Source organism: Paraglaciecola sp. L3A3 (assembly GCF_009796765.1).
Taxonomy (GTDB): Bacteria; Pseudomonadota; Gammaproteobacteria; order Enterobacterales; family Alteromonadaceae; genus Paraglaciecola.
In genome coordinates this window covers 3,386,578-3,401,710 of record NZ_CP047023.1, presented here as the reverse complement: position 1 = coordinate 3,401,710, position 15,133 = coordinate 3,386,578, and the positions used below count along the sequence as shown (strand labels likewise).

11 protein-coding genes are annotated in these 15,133 nt (G+C 38.9%); 5 read left to right on the top strand and 6 right to left on the bottom strand.

The genetic code is table 11. The features are described from left to right. Positions 1-33 precede the first annotated feature (33 nt). From gatB/aspS to GQR87_RS14070, 4 genes are all read right to left on the bottom strand, one after another. Positions 34-3,378: a bifunctional amidotransferase subunit GatB/aspartate--tRNA ligase AspS gene (gene gatB/aspS, locus GQR87_RS14085; protein WP_158970365.1), complete on the bottom strand. Its 3,345-nt coding sequence runs from the start codon at positions 3,376-3,378 to the stop codon at positions 34-36. Further along, complete coding sequence (locus tag GQR87_RS14080) at positions 3,378-4,778, bottom strand: amidase (protein ID WP_158970363.1); 1,401 nt, start codon at positions 4,776-4,778, stop codon at positions 3,378-3,380. Before GQR87_RS14080 ends, gatB/aspS begins: the two co-directional genes overlap by 1 nt. 3 nt (positions 4,779-4,781) lie before the next feature. Continuing rightward, entirely contained in the window at positions 4,782-5,051 is a 270-nt protein-coding gene (locus GQR87_RS14075; protein WP_199271621.1) for a hypothetical protein, read from the bottom strand. Between the two features lie 1,297 nt (positions 5,052-6,348). After that, positions 6,349-7,995 (bottom strand): M28 family metallopeptidase, encoded by a 1,647-nt coding sequence (locus GQR87_RS14070; protein WP_158970361.1) that lies wholly within the window; start codon positions 7,993-7,995, stop codon positions 6,349-6,351. Positions 7,996-8,078: 83 nt separating this feature from the next. Here GQR87_RS14070 and GQR87_RS14065 point away from each other — a divergent pair, with 83 nt between their 5' ends. Further along, entirely contained in the window at positions 8,079-8,906 is an 828-nt protein-coding gene (locus GQR87_RS14065; RefSeq protein WP_158970359.1) for a DUF3025 domain-containing protein, read from the top strand. A 9-nt stretch (positions 8,907-8,915) separates the two neighbouring features. On the opposite strand, the gene GQR87_RS14060 is transcribed toward GQR87_RS14065, so the two are convergent. Beyond that, complete coding sequence (locus GQR87_RS14060; protein WP_158970357.1) at positions 8,916-9,623, bottom strand: YIP1 family protein; 708 nt, start codon at positions 9,621-9,623, stop codon at positions 8,916-8,918. 156 nt (positions 9,624-9,779) lie between these two features. Between GQR87_RS14060 and GQR87_RS14055 the strand changes: the two genes are divergently transcribed. The 4 genes from GQR87_RS14055 (at position 9,780) to GQR87_RS14040 (ending at position 12,717) form a co-directional block, all read left to right on the top strand. Next, on the top strand, positions 9,780-10,589 hold the full coding sequence (locus GQR87_RS14055; RefSeq protein ID WP_158970355.1) for an ATP-binding cassette domain-containing protein: 810 nt from the start codon (positions 9,780-9,782) through the stop codon (positions 10,587-10,589). After that, positions 10,580-11,773, top strand: a complete 1,194-nt coding sequence (locus GQR87_RS14050; protein ID WP_158970353.1) for an ABC transporter permease — start codon at positions 10,580-10,582, stop codon at positions 11,771-11,773. The genes GQR87_RS14055 and GQR87_RS14050 overlap by 10 nt, the downstream gene beginning before the upstream one ends. A gap of 369 nt (positions 11,774-12,142) precedes the next feature. Then, on the top strand, positions 12,143-12,418 hold the full coding sequence (locus GQR87_RS14045) for a BrnT family toxin (RefSeq protein WP_158970351.1): 276 nt from the start codon (positions 12,143-12,145) through the stop codon (positions 12,416-12,418). Further along, entirely contained in the window at positions 12,418-12,717 is a 300-nt protein-coding gene (locus tag GQR87_RS14040) for a hypothetical protein (RefSeq protein ID WP_158970349.1), read from the top strand. Before GQR87_RS14045 ends, GQR87_RS14040 begins: the two co-directional genes overlap by 1 nt. An 873-nt stretch (positions 12,718-13,590) precedes the next feature. Here the strand turns inward: GQR87_RS14040 and gltA are convergent. After that, a complete protein-coding gene (gene gltA, locus GQR87_RS14035) occupies positions 13,591-14,871 on the bottom strand; it encodes a citrate synthase (RefSeq protein ID WP_158970347.1) in 1,281 nt (426 codons plus the stop codon). Between the last annotated feature and the right edge of the window lie 262 nt (positions 14,872-15,133).

Below are 15,133 nucleotides of genomic sequence, written 5' to 3'. Positions count from 1 at the left end.
GCCGCTTTGGGGTTATATCAAGATGGATTGGTATTATTGCTTTCTGATTATCTTAACGTTCATTTCTTCAACCTTTTTATCAGATAATTTCGAAGGAGCGTTAAAGAGTAAATCTTCGCTGGATCCCGTTTTAGGGAAGACCATCACCTCACGAATAGAATTTTTCTTACCTAACAACATCATTAGGCGATCGATACCCCAGGCGATCCCACCATGTGGCGGCGCGCCATAATGGAATGCTTTGTACAAAGTGCCTACGCTTTTCAGCATATCATCTTTGTTGTATCCCATATTTTTGTAGGTAGCCTCTAAGATCTCAGGTTTATGGGCACGGACTGAGCCACCACCAATTTCGTAACCATTGAGCACTAAATCGTATTGCTGGGCAATGATATTGCCTATCTCTTCTTCTTTACCATTCATGTGTTTTTCTATGTCAGTAATAGCAGGCATAGAGAAGGGGTTGTGAGTAAAGGTCCATCTGCCGTCATCCGTTTTCTCAAACATAGGGAAGTCTACGACCCAAGCAGGTCGAAGCTCCTTAGGATCGATTAGCTTGAGCATCTTACCTAGCTCTTGACGCACCACATCTAATGCCTTGTTTGCCACGGCATAACTGGCAGCAGAGAAAAACACCACGTCGCCAACTTGCGCGTCGCTTGCAGCAATAATTTTCGCAGCAATGTCTTCGCCCAAGAACTTAATAATGGGTGACTGCAAATCGTTTTCGTTGACAAATATATACGCCAGTCCACCCAGTCCGTTTTGCTGAGCAAGTGCTGTAAGGTTTTCGATTTGCCCTTTAGATAGACGCTTACCACCTTGTTCTTCTGCAGAGACTTTAATACACTTAACAATACCACCTTGTTCTATTGGCTTACTGAATACTTGGAAGCTTGTATCTTTGACAATATCGGTAATGTCTTGCATTTGTAAGCCAAAGCGCAAGTCTGGACGGTCGCAACCGTATTTATCCATAGCATCTTTGTAGGTGATGACTGCAAAGTCATGTAATTTCCATTTTTTGCCATAAATTTTTCTCACCACTGTATTGAACATTTTAGTATTCAAGTCGATGATGTCTTGCATGCTGGCATAGGCCATTTCAATGTCTAACTGAGTGAATTCTGGCTGACGGTCACCTCTTGAGTCCTCATCCCTGAAACAGCGAGCGACTTGGAAATACTTTTCGTAACCACTGACCATTATCATTTGCTTAAACTGCTGGGGCGCTTGAGGCAAAGTATAAAATGCCCCTGATTCTTTACGGCTGGGTACGATAAACTCACGTGCACCTTCATCGGTTCCAGCACTTAAGATAGGCGTTTCCATTTCTAAGAAGCCTTCGTCATCAAGCATATCTCTAATAAGTTTAATCACCTTGTGACGGTCAATAATGACCTTACGCACTTCTTTGTTTCTGTGATCGAGATACTTATATTGGAAACGAATATTTTCGCTTGTTTTAGTTGCCCTGGCAATTTCGAAGGGCAGGCTTCTCGCTAGATTTAAAATCTCTAGAATGGTTGTTTCAAGCTCAATGGTACCGGTTCTTAGGCCTGGGTTGTAATCGTCTTCTCTACGCTGAACAACGATCCCCGTGACGGCAATGACAGACTCAGCTTTTAAAGTCACTAATTCATCAAAATTAGGGAAGCTTTCACGACTCAGGCGTACTTGGAAAATTTGGTAGCTAGAATCACGTAAGTCGATAAACATCAAATCACCGTGATCACGTACACTGGCCACCCAACCTGACAGGGTGACTTGTTGAGAGATTGATTGCTCTGATAATTCAGATATTTTATGGGTGCGATAGTGATCTTTAACGATAAGCGGTGTTTCTGGCAGTTTTTCTTCTACCTGTTTAGCACTTTGCTTTGCGGCTTCTGTGGCTGCGGGTAGTTCTTTATTACTAGAGCCTGAATTACCGCTGCTTCCAGTAGCATTAACCGCTTTTAAAATCCCTTCGCGAATGACTTTACCTGATGCGCCTTTACCAATGATGGCAATCACTTTGCCAACTAGAATACCGGCCTTACCCTGATTACCCGCTTTTATTTCAGCAGCAACGGCTTCATTTTGAGTAATAACGGTATTGATGGCATCAGTTATTTGTTGTTCCGAAATACTGTTTTCTTGGAAATATTTTTTATAGTCAAAAGTCGCATCTTTTAAATATTCACTAACGGCTTTCTGCACCAATACCGAGTTGACTTTGCCGTCTTTAAACTGGGCGAAAATATCGGTAATGACTGCTGTATCTTGAATATTGACATAGTCGTCCGCAGGGATAACATTGACTAAAGTACGGGCAATAAACAAAGGATCTTTCAGGACATTGTTGATATCCATAAAGGTTTGAGCACGTACTGATTCGGCTGTGAAAAACTTAGCATCTTGGGGAACAACGCCGCCTTCGATCAAGATGGACTCAATGGCAAAAGGTAAAGTGGCTAAATCCACTTCTATGCCTTGCACCGTTTGTGAAATATCCACAAAAGGTAAATCAGGTTCAGAGATAAAACGATAGTCAGCTTCATACTCTTTTTTACGCATGACTTTAGTTTGTTTTAAATCTTCATCCCACAACACTGTGGTTTGATCAGGACGGAATTCCTCATGTTCAAGATAGTAGTTAAGTTGCTTTTCAACTTCTTCTTTTAATGACTCCACCATGAATTTGAAGGAGTTCAAATTTTTAATTTCGGTACGTGGATTTAGGCCGCTGGTGTTTCTTTTACGCAAAGACACAGACACATCAGACTTAAATTCGCCTTTTTCTAAGTTCGCTTCAGAGATACCAATGCTTTGTACTATACGCTGAATATACTGGGCATAGATGGATGCATCTTCGATGTTTCTAACACAAGGATCCGTTACAATTTCAATTAACGGCACACCGGCCTTATTGAAATCAACCAAAGAGATGTCTTTTTCATGCATTAACTTGGCCGCATCTTCTTCAATATGCACCTGAGTTAAACTAACGGTAAACTGTGAGCCGTCTTTGCGGAAGCAAGAAATTTCACCATCTGGTATAATAGGGTTGTGAAACTGGGTGATTTGGATATTTTTTGGGTTATCCGGATACTCGTAGTGTTTACGATCCCAAGAAATGACCGAATTGCTAAAGCTAGAATTAACCGCTTTACCAAAATAAATCGCTTTGCTGATGGCTTCTTTGTTAAGAGCTGGTAGTACACCCATTTGTCCAGTACATACGGAGCAAATATTTTGATTAGGGGTGTCTGACTCTTTGTTTGGACAAGCACAAAACAACTTAGTTTTGGTGTTTAATCGCACATGGGTTTCAAGACCTATAACAAGTTCTAGGTCGTGTTTTTCGAGTAAATCGTTTAAATAATCCAAATCCATTATAGTGTTTCTTCTAGCAAGTGAGCAAACTGTAAAACACGCTCATCATCGGTTTTAGCTGCTGTAATTTGAATACCGGTTACTGTACCTTGTGGCACGGTTAGTGTGGGTAATTGACCAAGACTAAATCCAACCGTGAAGGCATCTGACAAATACATTGCCATAGGGTCTTTAAGGCTATCCCCTATTTTAGGCGGTAAACCAGGCGTAACAGGTGACAAGATAAGATCAACCTGAGCAAAAAATCCTTCGAAATCGGCGGACAACTTATCTCGTATCGCTAAGCTTTTTAGGTAGATATCATCAGAAAAACCTTGAGATAAAACTTGGTTTCCGCCAACAATTCTGCGCTTGGTTTCTTCTGAAAAGTTTTCTGAACGAGTCACGGCGTAACTTTCGATTAGGTTTTCAGCGTTAATACGGTTACCGTAATTGGTGCCGTCTAGTCGCGAGAGGTTAGAAGCCGTCTCTGCCATAGCAAGGATGTAGTAGGTGGATACTAAGGTGTCGGAATCTAAGAAATCGAGGGCTTTAACTTCAATTCCTTGGGCTTTAATTTTTTCTAAAGCAGACATAAAGTCAGCTTTTATGGAAGGTTCCATCGCATCGTTTTCCAGCAGGTTTTTAAAGTAACCTACAGTTTTAATGCCGCTAGCCTTTTCTAAAAAATCTTCAGCAATTTCAGTCGATTCATAAGTAGTTTGATCTTTTACGTCTTTACCACTTATGGCGTTCAGCACAATACGAATGTCTTCTACAGATTTAGCTAAAGGGCCGACACAATCTGTGGACGATGCATAGGCCATCAGTCCATAACGTGAGATACGACCATAAGTTGGTTTTAAGCCATATACTTGGTTGTAACCAGCAGGTTGGCGTACCGAACCACCAGTATCACCACCAATAGAAAACACAGTGTAATCTTTGGCTACATTCACAGCCGAACCGCCACTGGAGCCACCGGCAACTAATGCTGGATCATGGGCGTTACTCACTGGGCCAAAAATAGTATTTTCGTTAGATGAACCGTGTCCAAAACTATCGCAGTTTTCTTTAACAATAGGAATTGCCCCTGCATCTAACAGCTTTTGAATAGCACTTGCTGTATAGGCCGATTTATATTGCTTTAAAAAATCAGAGCTGGCAGTGGTCTTGGTTCCCTGCAACATAAACACATCTTTTACGCCAAAAGGAATGCCTTCAAGTAGTCCGATGCTTTCTCCCTTAGCGATTTTTTCATCCACCGCTTGCGCACGTTCAAGAGCATAAGAATCAAGTAATGCGTTAACACTGCCGTGGGAATTTTGTTTAAGCAAGTCTAGCCTTTGCTGAACTAAATCAACACAGCTGATTTGTTTGCTGGTTAATTGTTGATGTATTTGTTTTATTTGAGATTGCATAAATTAGGCTTCTATCACTTTTGCCACGACTAAATAGCCATTTTTTTCTTGAGGAAAGTTTTCTATTATCAGTTGTTTTTCAAGTTCACTTGCTTCAACAACAGTATCCTCTCTGAGATTATCAACGACCACGGCATTTTTACTAATATCACTCACTGTATCCTTGGTAGATAAATCAGCGTTATTAATCACGTCGAACAACTTGTTTATTGTCTCTGAGGGCTTGGCCCCTTTAATACTCGACAAGACATCAACCGTCATGATTTTATTCATTGTTATTTCTTTACCTTGTGTGACATTTTCGTGCTAACCGCACATCCAACTAAGCAAAAAAAACCTTCCGATATTAGGAAGGTTTTTTGTTTGTTAATTTAATAAACCTTCCGAACCTAGTAGTTTAGATTATTGCCATTCCAATTATTATTTTGCGCGTTATTTGTCATTGAAATGAGTTCTTTAGGTCATGGTAAGATTAAATTTCGCGACAGTATACACTAATTTCTACGCCAACTTTATAATTTTTTAATGGCTATTTGGCGTAAAGGTTATTCACTAGGCAAGCGCTACGCGCAACAGGTATTCACTTCGTTCATCAAGCATGTGCTGCGCGCACTAAGCATTCGCAGAGCTCATTCTACATCCATATAGATTTTTAACTCGAATCCCTTCGAGCTAGTGACTCTTTCTTCAACAGCCAAGAAAGAGTAACCAGAAAGAGGCCGCGCTCCAGACAAATCCCTGTTCCATAAAATAATTGCCTTTTATGTCAGAACGGCAATATAAACAAACTTTGAATTGATAAATCACACATCTCTGATGATCGGTAACCAATCTCAACTTCCTTGTTGAGCTGTTCAAGCTGGCGGAACTTCGTTCCTAAATAATCAGCTTTCACCCAAACGTCCATATCTGGCCATCCGACAAGCCAAATTTTGTATGGGGGATTTGTAGTCGCAGGTACGTCAAAAGCATGGCTGCGCCACGAAAATGACGACTGAATGCCTTTTACCGTCTAGATAGGCGTAAAGCAATAGTAATAAACATGGCTGTCCTGTTAGTATGGCTGTCCTGTTAGTAGTGGTATGGCTGTCCTGTTAGTAGTGATAAACATGGCTGTCCTGTTAGTAGTGGTGTGGCTGTCCTGTTAGTAGTGCGGGATCAGGTCTAGCATTTTGCAAGAACTCTTCTTGTCCCGTGCTTCCTACTAATCAACTAGAACTTTACGGATAGTCAGTTACTTTGATTAAAAGATCTGACTATCGAAAATGTGTTTATTTATAACCTTTGACAGAAATCATAATTACCTTGGTCGCTGAAATTCGCTGGTTTCTGTCAGTAATAAACATGGCTGTCCTGTTAGTAGTGTGGCTGTCCTGTTAGTAGTGCAAATAATTTAGTGAAAACAATTAGATAGAAAAAAAAGCGGGGGCCGGTCTAGCATTTTGCAAGAACTCTTCTTGTCCCGTGCTTCCTACTAATCAACTAGAACTTTACGGATAGTCAGTTACTTTGATTAAAAGATCTGACTATCGCAAATGTGTTTATTTATAACCTTTGACAGAAATCATCATTACCTTGGTCGCTGAAATTCGCTGGTTTCTGTCCACTTTGGCCAGTCGTTTGAATTAACTAGGTCGTGACCCACTTTAAATAGAAGTTGAGCATCTTGTTGAATACCTGATAAATCCCAATTTTCACGGAATTGATCACATACTTGGTGGTAACAGCCTGTGATGATCACGTTTGTTCGTTTGCGATAATCAGCGGTGACTTGGTCAATAGGTTCGTTTCCGCCTTTCGCATACAGTGCTGGCACGCCTTTTTTAGCAAAGTTGAAATGATCGCTTCGATAATAATATCCGGCCTCGGGTTTGCCTTCTTGAACAATATGTCTATTTTGGGCCTTTGCCGCTTTTCTTAAATAGGTTTCTAGTTCAGATTTACCCATGCCCACCACCGCCACATCTTTGGTTTTACCTAACACATTCATGGCATCCATATTGATATTGGCTACGGTTTTATCTAATGGAATAAGTGGGTGTTCGGTATAATATTTTGAGCCTAATAATCCTTGTTCTTCAGCTGTGACCATTAGAAAAGTTACAGTTCGTTTAGGTTTAATAGTTAATTCTGAGAATGATTTTGCTATAGCTAAACTGGCTGCTATTCCTGTGGCATTATCGTGGGCGCCATTGTAAATTTGGTCACCCTGTTTAGTTTCATCTTTTCCTAAGTGATCCCAATGTGCGGTATAAATAAGGTGTTCATCTGCTGCACTGGTACCGGGTAATGTGGCTATCACGTTATAACTAGTGGATTTTTTAAAGGTGTTATTTATTGTGACGGAGGCTGTTACGCCCATACGTCTATTGTAATTGGCTGCTTTGGCTTTTTGTTTTTCGGCGAAAAAATCTAATCCTGCACTGGCAAATACTTTTTCTGCACTGTCTAATGTTAGCCAGCCTTCTACCGCTACTTTATCTGCATTGCTATTTTCTGATACTAAGTTATATTGCGGGCCGCTCCAGCTATTGGCTACTACGGACCAACCATAAGATGCAGGTTTTGTTTCATGCACAATTAATGCAGCTGCAGCACCTTGACGGCTAGCCTCTTCATATTTATATGTCCATCGACCGTAATAGGTCATAGATTTACCTTGAAATAAGCCACTTTCAGGTGTTTCAAAACCAGGATCATTGACTAATATGACCACGGTTTTACCTTTGACGTCTACGTCTGAATAGTCATTCCAATCATATTCAGGGGCATTGATCCCGTATCCAACAAAAACTAATTCAGACTCTTTTAGCTCAACTTGACTTTGCTCTAGTTTGCTAGATGCCATCATTTGTTCTTTGTAATTGAGCTTGTTGTCACCAATAGACATAACCATATTTGGATCTGCTGTGATTTCAATTAAATCAACCGCTTGTAAATAGCTATCGCCGTTACCTGGCTGATAACCGAGTTGCTTAAACTCCTTGAGCAAATAATCTAATGTTTTTTGTTCACCAACAGTTGTCGGTAACCTACCTTCAAATTCGTCTGACGATAGGGTTTTAATGTGTGTTTTAATATCTTCGACATTAATATTTTTATATACCTGAGAAAAATTGTCAGTAACAACAGGTTCTACTATTTTTTTGTCTTCGCAGGATGAAAAAATCATGACAAGGGGAATACATAAGGTGACGAGTTTATGGCAAATTTTCATAGGCTGACTCTTGTTGTTGAAAATAATGTCTTCATTATGAGGCTAGGTATAAATTATTACATGTTTTTTTGGAGCGGTAGGGAATGAGTGATAAGTGGCATAAACAATATGTAGAACAATTGGCTATGTTACCCATGGCAAAGCTGGAGCAACTATTTTCCCTAAGTGAGATTAATCACTGGCCAAATGCTGATGGCTTAAATAAGTTGGCACTCCAAAACAATATGACTGATTTACCAAACTTCGTATGCCAGTCAAAAATTCCTGCTAGCGATGCCTATTATGAACAAATTATTTTTCAACAAAAAATTATACCTACTCGCCCCAATAGCTGGCATGACTTATTTAATGGTTTGGTCTGGTTACAATTTCCACAAACAAAAGCTCTGTTAAATCAATTGCATGTAGAAGATATTGAGCAATATGGTTTAACGCCGAGAACGTCTCGACGAAATAACCTTACTCACTTTGATGAATGTGGGGTGATAATTACTTACCAGAAGTCTCAATCAGAAAATTGCGCAACAGAGCAATTACTTGCTCAATTACAAAATCATCAGTGGCAGGCCGTTTTTGTTGAACATAGGGCGATGTGGGGAAAACAGTTAAATTCCTTTATATTTGGCCATGCTAATTTAGAAATGTTGTTGCAGCCATTTATTGGTTTAACCGGAAAATGGTTGGCTGTAGAAGTAGAGCAGGGGTTTGCAGATTTAACCTATCAACAACAGGTATTAAGTTTGGATCAAGCCTTGGTTAATAAAATTCAACAGGAAGCGTTATTTTCTCAAAAAAAGCCACTTTATCCCTTACCTTTATTGGGCATCCCTGGAGTTTGGAATGCCAATAATAATACGGAGTTTTATGATAATACTGATTACTTTAGGCCTGCGCCTAAGGCCAAAGTATAGATTGACTCGTTAGCTGAATAATAACACTGCTGTCCAAACACCCCATATAAGCAAGAAAGGAGCAACCGCAATAATATAGGTTCTATTTGCTGGTAATTTTGTCCATTGGCTGACACCTACTGCAATGAGATACATCACCCAAAAGCTTTCTAATCGGATTGCTTGAGCTAAGGAAAACCATGCTGAGTCCATTGCTACTGATAATAAGAACGCTAGAGAGGTTGGGCCTAAAGTAATAGGTGATAATTGATTGTCAGAAGCAAATAATACAATAAGTAAACTTATGAAACTGGTGACAATTGTCGGCATGCTAACCCACCAACTAAAACCGTACCAATCTGTAAATCCTTGTACACATTCTTCATCTGCTTTTGTGGCAAAATTAAGATACAGTGCTAAAACTGCATTTGCTATGATGCCAGAAAATATCACGCCAAAAATGCTAACCCATAAAATTTGTGGTTGTTGCATTGCTTGTCGCATCACATCTATTTCTGCAGGACTTAAATCGCCAGCAGAGGTTTCAATAATGAGATTTCTATACCAGTCAAAATCTACAAAGTTAAAGTAATAATACAGTGGTAAAGCGGATAAAATTGAAATAAGGATAAAAGGTAGCCAAGACCAATTGTGAGTATCAGCTATAGTGGCAAATACTCGATTGGGTTTGATAAATATATCCTGCATTGCTTGAACTGGATTATTAACTTGCTGCACTGCACACCTCTAAAAAATTTGTTTGTAACGAATATCTATTTTGCTAATCGTGTATTGTTACACATTATTTTTTAAGAATCCCCTGTAATAGATTTACCATTGGTTAGACTATAAATTGTTGGTGATCAGAATGTTTAAATTGATTAGGAAAATGGAATGATACAAATAAAACAATTGGCAAAAAAATTTGCTGTGGAAAATCCTAAAAAACTCAGTGAACAAGAGAAAAAAGATCCCAGACTAAAAGGACGTTTTTTTCATTCAGTCAGAGATGTCTCTTTTAGTTGTAAAAAAGGAGAAGTATTGGGCTTGCTTGGCCCAAATGGCGCAGGTAAAACCACTACCTTACGTATGCTGTCTACCGCTTTAAAACCTGATGCCGGCAGTGTCATTATTGGTGGTGAAAACGTACTTGAAAACCCTATAATCGCGAGACGTAAAATTGGTTTTTTATCGGGTACAACAGGTTTATACGGGCGTTTAAGCGGACGTGAAAATATTCAGTATTTTGCCAAACTGCATGGTATGCAAGACAATGCTATCGAAACTCGTATTCAGGAACTAGCTGATTTATTGGATATGCACAGCTTTTTAGATAGACGCTCAGAAAACTTCTCTACCGGTATGAAACAAAAGACGGCGATTGCTCGAGCTGTTATTCATGAACCTGAGTTAGTGATTTTAGATGAACCTACCACTGGTCTGGATATTATGGCGGCACAAACCGTGCTGAATTTTATTCGAGGGTTAAAAGACAAAGGTACCCCAGTTATTTTTTCCACTCATCATTTAGATGAAGTGCAAGAGTTATGTGAAAAAGTAGTGGTAATTGATCAGGGTATTAGTAAATTTGACGACAGTCTTGCCAATTTTATCGGCTTAGCAAATGGCTCATTGAATCAGGCATTTATGGCCGCTATTCAGCAACCAGTAAATGGATTAAAAGGAGAAAATCTATGTGGTTAGTCTTTTCAAAAGAGCTTAAAGAATTATTAAGAGACCGTAAAACGTTGTTTTTTATGATTGCTTTACCCTTGCTTATTTTTCCGGTGATTTTTGGTATTGCTGGGTTCGTGGGTAAACAAGCCATAGACAAAGCTGAAACTAAGGTGCTTAAGTACGCGCTAGTAGGTGGCATACATGCTCCTGCAATAATTGAAGATTTAAAACAGCCGGATAAGTTTCAACAAATTGAGATCGCCCTTGACGCCGATTATAAAACTATCATTAGAAATGGGCTGGTGGATTTTGTTTTAGTGATCCCTGAAAACTATTCTGCTGATGTACTTAAAAATGGACAAACTAAACTAGCATTACATTTTAATGATGCAGGGTTGAATTTGGTCTACCGCAGGGTGAGTGAAATAGTAAAGAACCAATCAGAGAAGTTTAAACACATTGCATTTGATTCCTTAGGCTTAGATGAGAGTCAACAAACTGCATTATTCAAACCTATATTACTAGAAAAAGTGAATACCGCTGATAATCGAGAAAATTGGGGCGAAAAAATTGGCGGTATGTTGCCTTACCTGTTGTTTATTCTTTGCCTACAAGGGGCCATGATGCCAGCTGCGGATATAGGGGCCGGAGAGAAAGAGCGAGGCACATTAGAAACATTACTCATTTCACCCATCGATAGAAATAAAATTGTATTTGGTAAGTTTTTAACCATAGCATTTGCTGGGACTATGACCGCCCTAATTACTGTAGCCAGTATGGCTTTATGGGGTTTTGTGTTAAGTCAAGGTATGGCCATTAAATTTGTGGCTGATTTTATGGCGCAAATCGGTTTGATTGATTTTGTGTTGATATTTTTAATGTTAGTACCTGTTGTGGCCATTTTTGCTGCTGTTTTGTTGAGTATTTCGATTTACGCAAAAAGCTTTAAAGAAGCTCAAAGCTATATGGGTCCCATGATGATTTTTGTAATCATCCCCATTATGTTATCCATTCTGCCTGGTGTTGAATTAAAAGGCGGTTGGGCTTGGGTTCCCATTACCAATGTATCGTTAGCCATGAAAGAATTGGTAAAAGGCACCATGGACTATTTTCAATTATTCGCCATATTCGGTTCAACAGTAGTTATAGCCGGCGCGCTTTTTGCGTTTTGTATTTATTGGTTTAATAAAGAAAAAGTGTTGTTTAGATAGAATCAGTGGATAGTAAATAGGGGTTAGTAGATAGCAAAAGAAGCAGAGTGGTGCAGACTAAATCAGAATGAAGCCGAGTGGGCAGTAAAAGCAAAAAAACAAAAGAGATTCACCACAAAGAGCTACGCTGCACAGAGGAAAACAAAACAGAAAAATAAGGTTGAGTAACTCAGTATGGAAATAGGTGGAGTAGAATAACGTGGCCTGCTCCCAGTTAACTCGCTACAAAAAAGTGATACTTTTGTTGGTTTTAAAAATGGTGTAGGTTGGCCTTTAGGCCATCGGTTTTAAAAGCTAATAAAATTAAAGCAACCAGAGTCTTTTGGTTTTTGTTGATGACATACGGCACACAGTGCTACACTTCGATACATGAAAATATTTGATTGGAATCCTGATAAAAACAAGCTCCTGATTGAAGAGCGCGGTATCTCATTTGAAGATGTTATATATTATCTTCAAAATAATTGTCTATTAGATGATTTGAAACACTCAAATCAGAAAAAATATCCTAATCAGCGTATTTTCGTCATTAATATTGAGAACTACGCATATTTAGTTCCATATATTGAAACTGATATAGAAATTTTCTTAAAAACAGTTATTCCTAGTCGCAAGGCTACCAAGCTATACATAGGTGATCAGTGATGAATAAAGAAAAATTGGATCAAGAAGAGCAAGACTTACTCAATGAGTTTGAGAATGATAACTTCACTTCTTCACTAACAGGAAAGCGTAAGTCTGAAATTCAAGCATCGGCAGAAGATACTTTTAAAAAAGACAAACGTATTAATATTCGTTTGTCTGGGCATGATTTATCCGCAATTCAACGTCGTGCGTTGGAAGAAGGTATCCCATATCAAACTTTGGTGGCTAGTGTTCTTCACAAATATGTATCTGGTACCCTGCAAGATATTACGGTTAAAAAATATAGTAAGCCGACATGATAACACTGCGTCATTTCTAAAAGTGTTAATTTGTTACTCGGGTGGAAAATTTTGTTTTTCCGTCAACCCAGTAAGATACAATCATTGATATTTCAAGGATTATTAATAATCTTCCTCGGATTAGGTCCCTTTGAATTTCCATTAAAGGGTGTTGGAGCTGGTTTTCAACTTTAGCTTCAATAATTTAGAATAAATGGGTCAAATTAAATTGCGACGGATGCCTTTGGCAATGTATTGGATGCAAGGTAATCGAATCAAAAATTAGTTGATTATTACACTCTTTGTTTTTGTCGGCGAAGCCGATGCTTTTGATTTTGTCGCAACTCAAAGTTCGCTATTTTTTATTAAAAACTCAATAGGGTAATTGGCAAGGATAGCCAATTGAGTGGTGCTTTATCGGGAACCTTACGTTTAGAAAGTGCACGACCTGTTAAGTTTATAAAAAATAGGGGCAGAGCTTTGTTGGAGACCGGCTTCTTTTGCTTACTTTTCTTAGCTGTTGACTAAATTTAATGGATAAATTTAGAACGCACTTTAGTGCGGCCTGAAGGGTAAAATATAGGGAAGTATTTCATAACATAAGTGAGTCGGGCCTCATGGATGAGGCTTGAAAAAAGACATGGATGTCATAAGCGAAGCGCATGCTTTAAGTTGCGAATCTATGCTTTGTTCGCGAAGCGAATACTTGAGTGACGAAGTCATACTTGCGTGGCAAAGCCATGCTCTTGCACGCGAAGCCTAAGCTCTGAGCGCTCAGCACATGCTCTAATAACCAATAAAAAAGCCATGCTTTTCAGCATGGCTTTTTTTATTTTCATTAGCAGTTAAAAGTTGTCTAACTGGAAACTCTTTTATTTGGGAAAAGAGTGAAAATTACTTTTCAATTTTGTTATATGGGCGTTTCGCTTCACCTGTATATAATTGACGAGGACGGCCAATTTTTTGACCTGGTTGACTTAACATCTCATGCCAATGTGATACCCAACCTACTGTACGTGCTAATGCAAAGATACAAGTAAACATGTTTGTAGGAATACCAATTGCTTTCAGAATAATACCTGAGTAGAAATCTACATTAGGGAACAATTTTTTCTCTGCGAAGTAAGGGTCGCTTAATGCAATTTTTTCAAGTTCCATAGCGACATTCAGTAATGGATCGTCTATTTTTAATTCAGTTAATACTTCATGACAACTTTCACGCATTACAGTGGCGCGAGGATCAAAGTTTTTATAAACCCTGTGACCAAAGCCCATTAATCTGAATGGGTCGGCTTTATCTTTTGCTCTAGCAATAAATTCAGGGATACGATCGACTGAACCAATTTCTTGTAACATGTTTAAACAAGCTTCGTTTGCTCCACCATGTGCAGGTCCCCATAAAGAAGCCACACCAGCAGCAATACATGCATAAGGATTAGCACCAGATGAACCAGCTAAACGTACAGTAGATGTTGAAGCATTTTGCTCGTGATCTGCATGCAGAGTAAAAATCCTATCAACAGCACGAGACACTGCTGGTGTTATTTTATAATCTTCAGCAGGGACAGAGAACATCATATTCAAAAAGTTTTCTGCGTAACTAAGTTCATTTTTTGGATAAACAAAAGGTTGGCCAATATTATATTTGTAACACATAGCAACTAAAGTCGGCATTTTAGCTACAAGTCTATAAGCGCTGCGAAGTCTTTGTTCAGGATCTGTAATGTCTAAATCATCGTGATAAAAAGACGCCATTGCACCCACTGTGCCACATAACATTGCCATAGGGTGTGCATCACGTCTGAAACCACGGAAGAAGTTATTAACTTGGTCATGAACTAAAGTGTGACGAGTAATAGTATCTTTAAATGCTTTGTATTCTTCTGCATTTGGCGTTTTGTCATGTAACAACATGTAGCACACTTCTAGATAGTCTGCGTCACGAGCTAACTCTTCAATGGAGTAACCTCTATGTAACAATACGCCTTTGGCTCCATCTATAAACGTAATTGAGGATTCACAAGAACCCGTGGCCATAAAGCCTGGGTCATAGGTGAAGTAACCACTGCTACCTAAAGTTCGGATGTCTATTACATCGTTTCCGGCTGTGCCAGATAATATAGGTAGTTCAATTTCAGCATCACCTGCTTTTAAAATGGCTTTATTATTTGCCATATATCGTTCTCCTCAGAATCGTTTTTATGTCGATAAACAGAATTTAATCTGTTTTACGGGGCGGAAATTGCCGCTATTTGTACTGACAATGAGCAATTATGTCAATTTTTAATACAGTAAATCCTTTCTAATATCACTTTTTTCTATGAACAAAGGCAAATAAAATTTTAGACTAGCTTGGTCTAGTTTCAACTTAGTAGTTATAAGCCTATAAAATAGAACAATATTGTATTTATTCTTTGTGCTGGATATACTCGTCTAG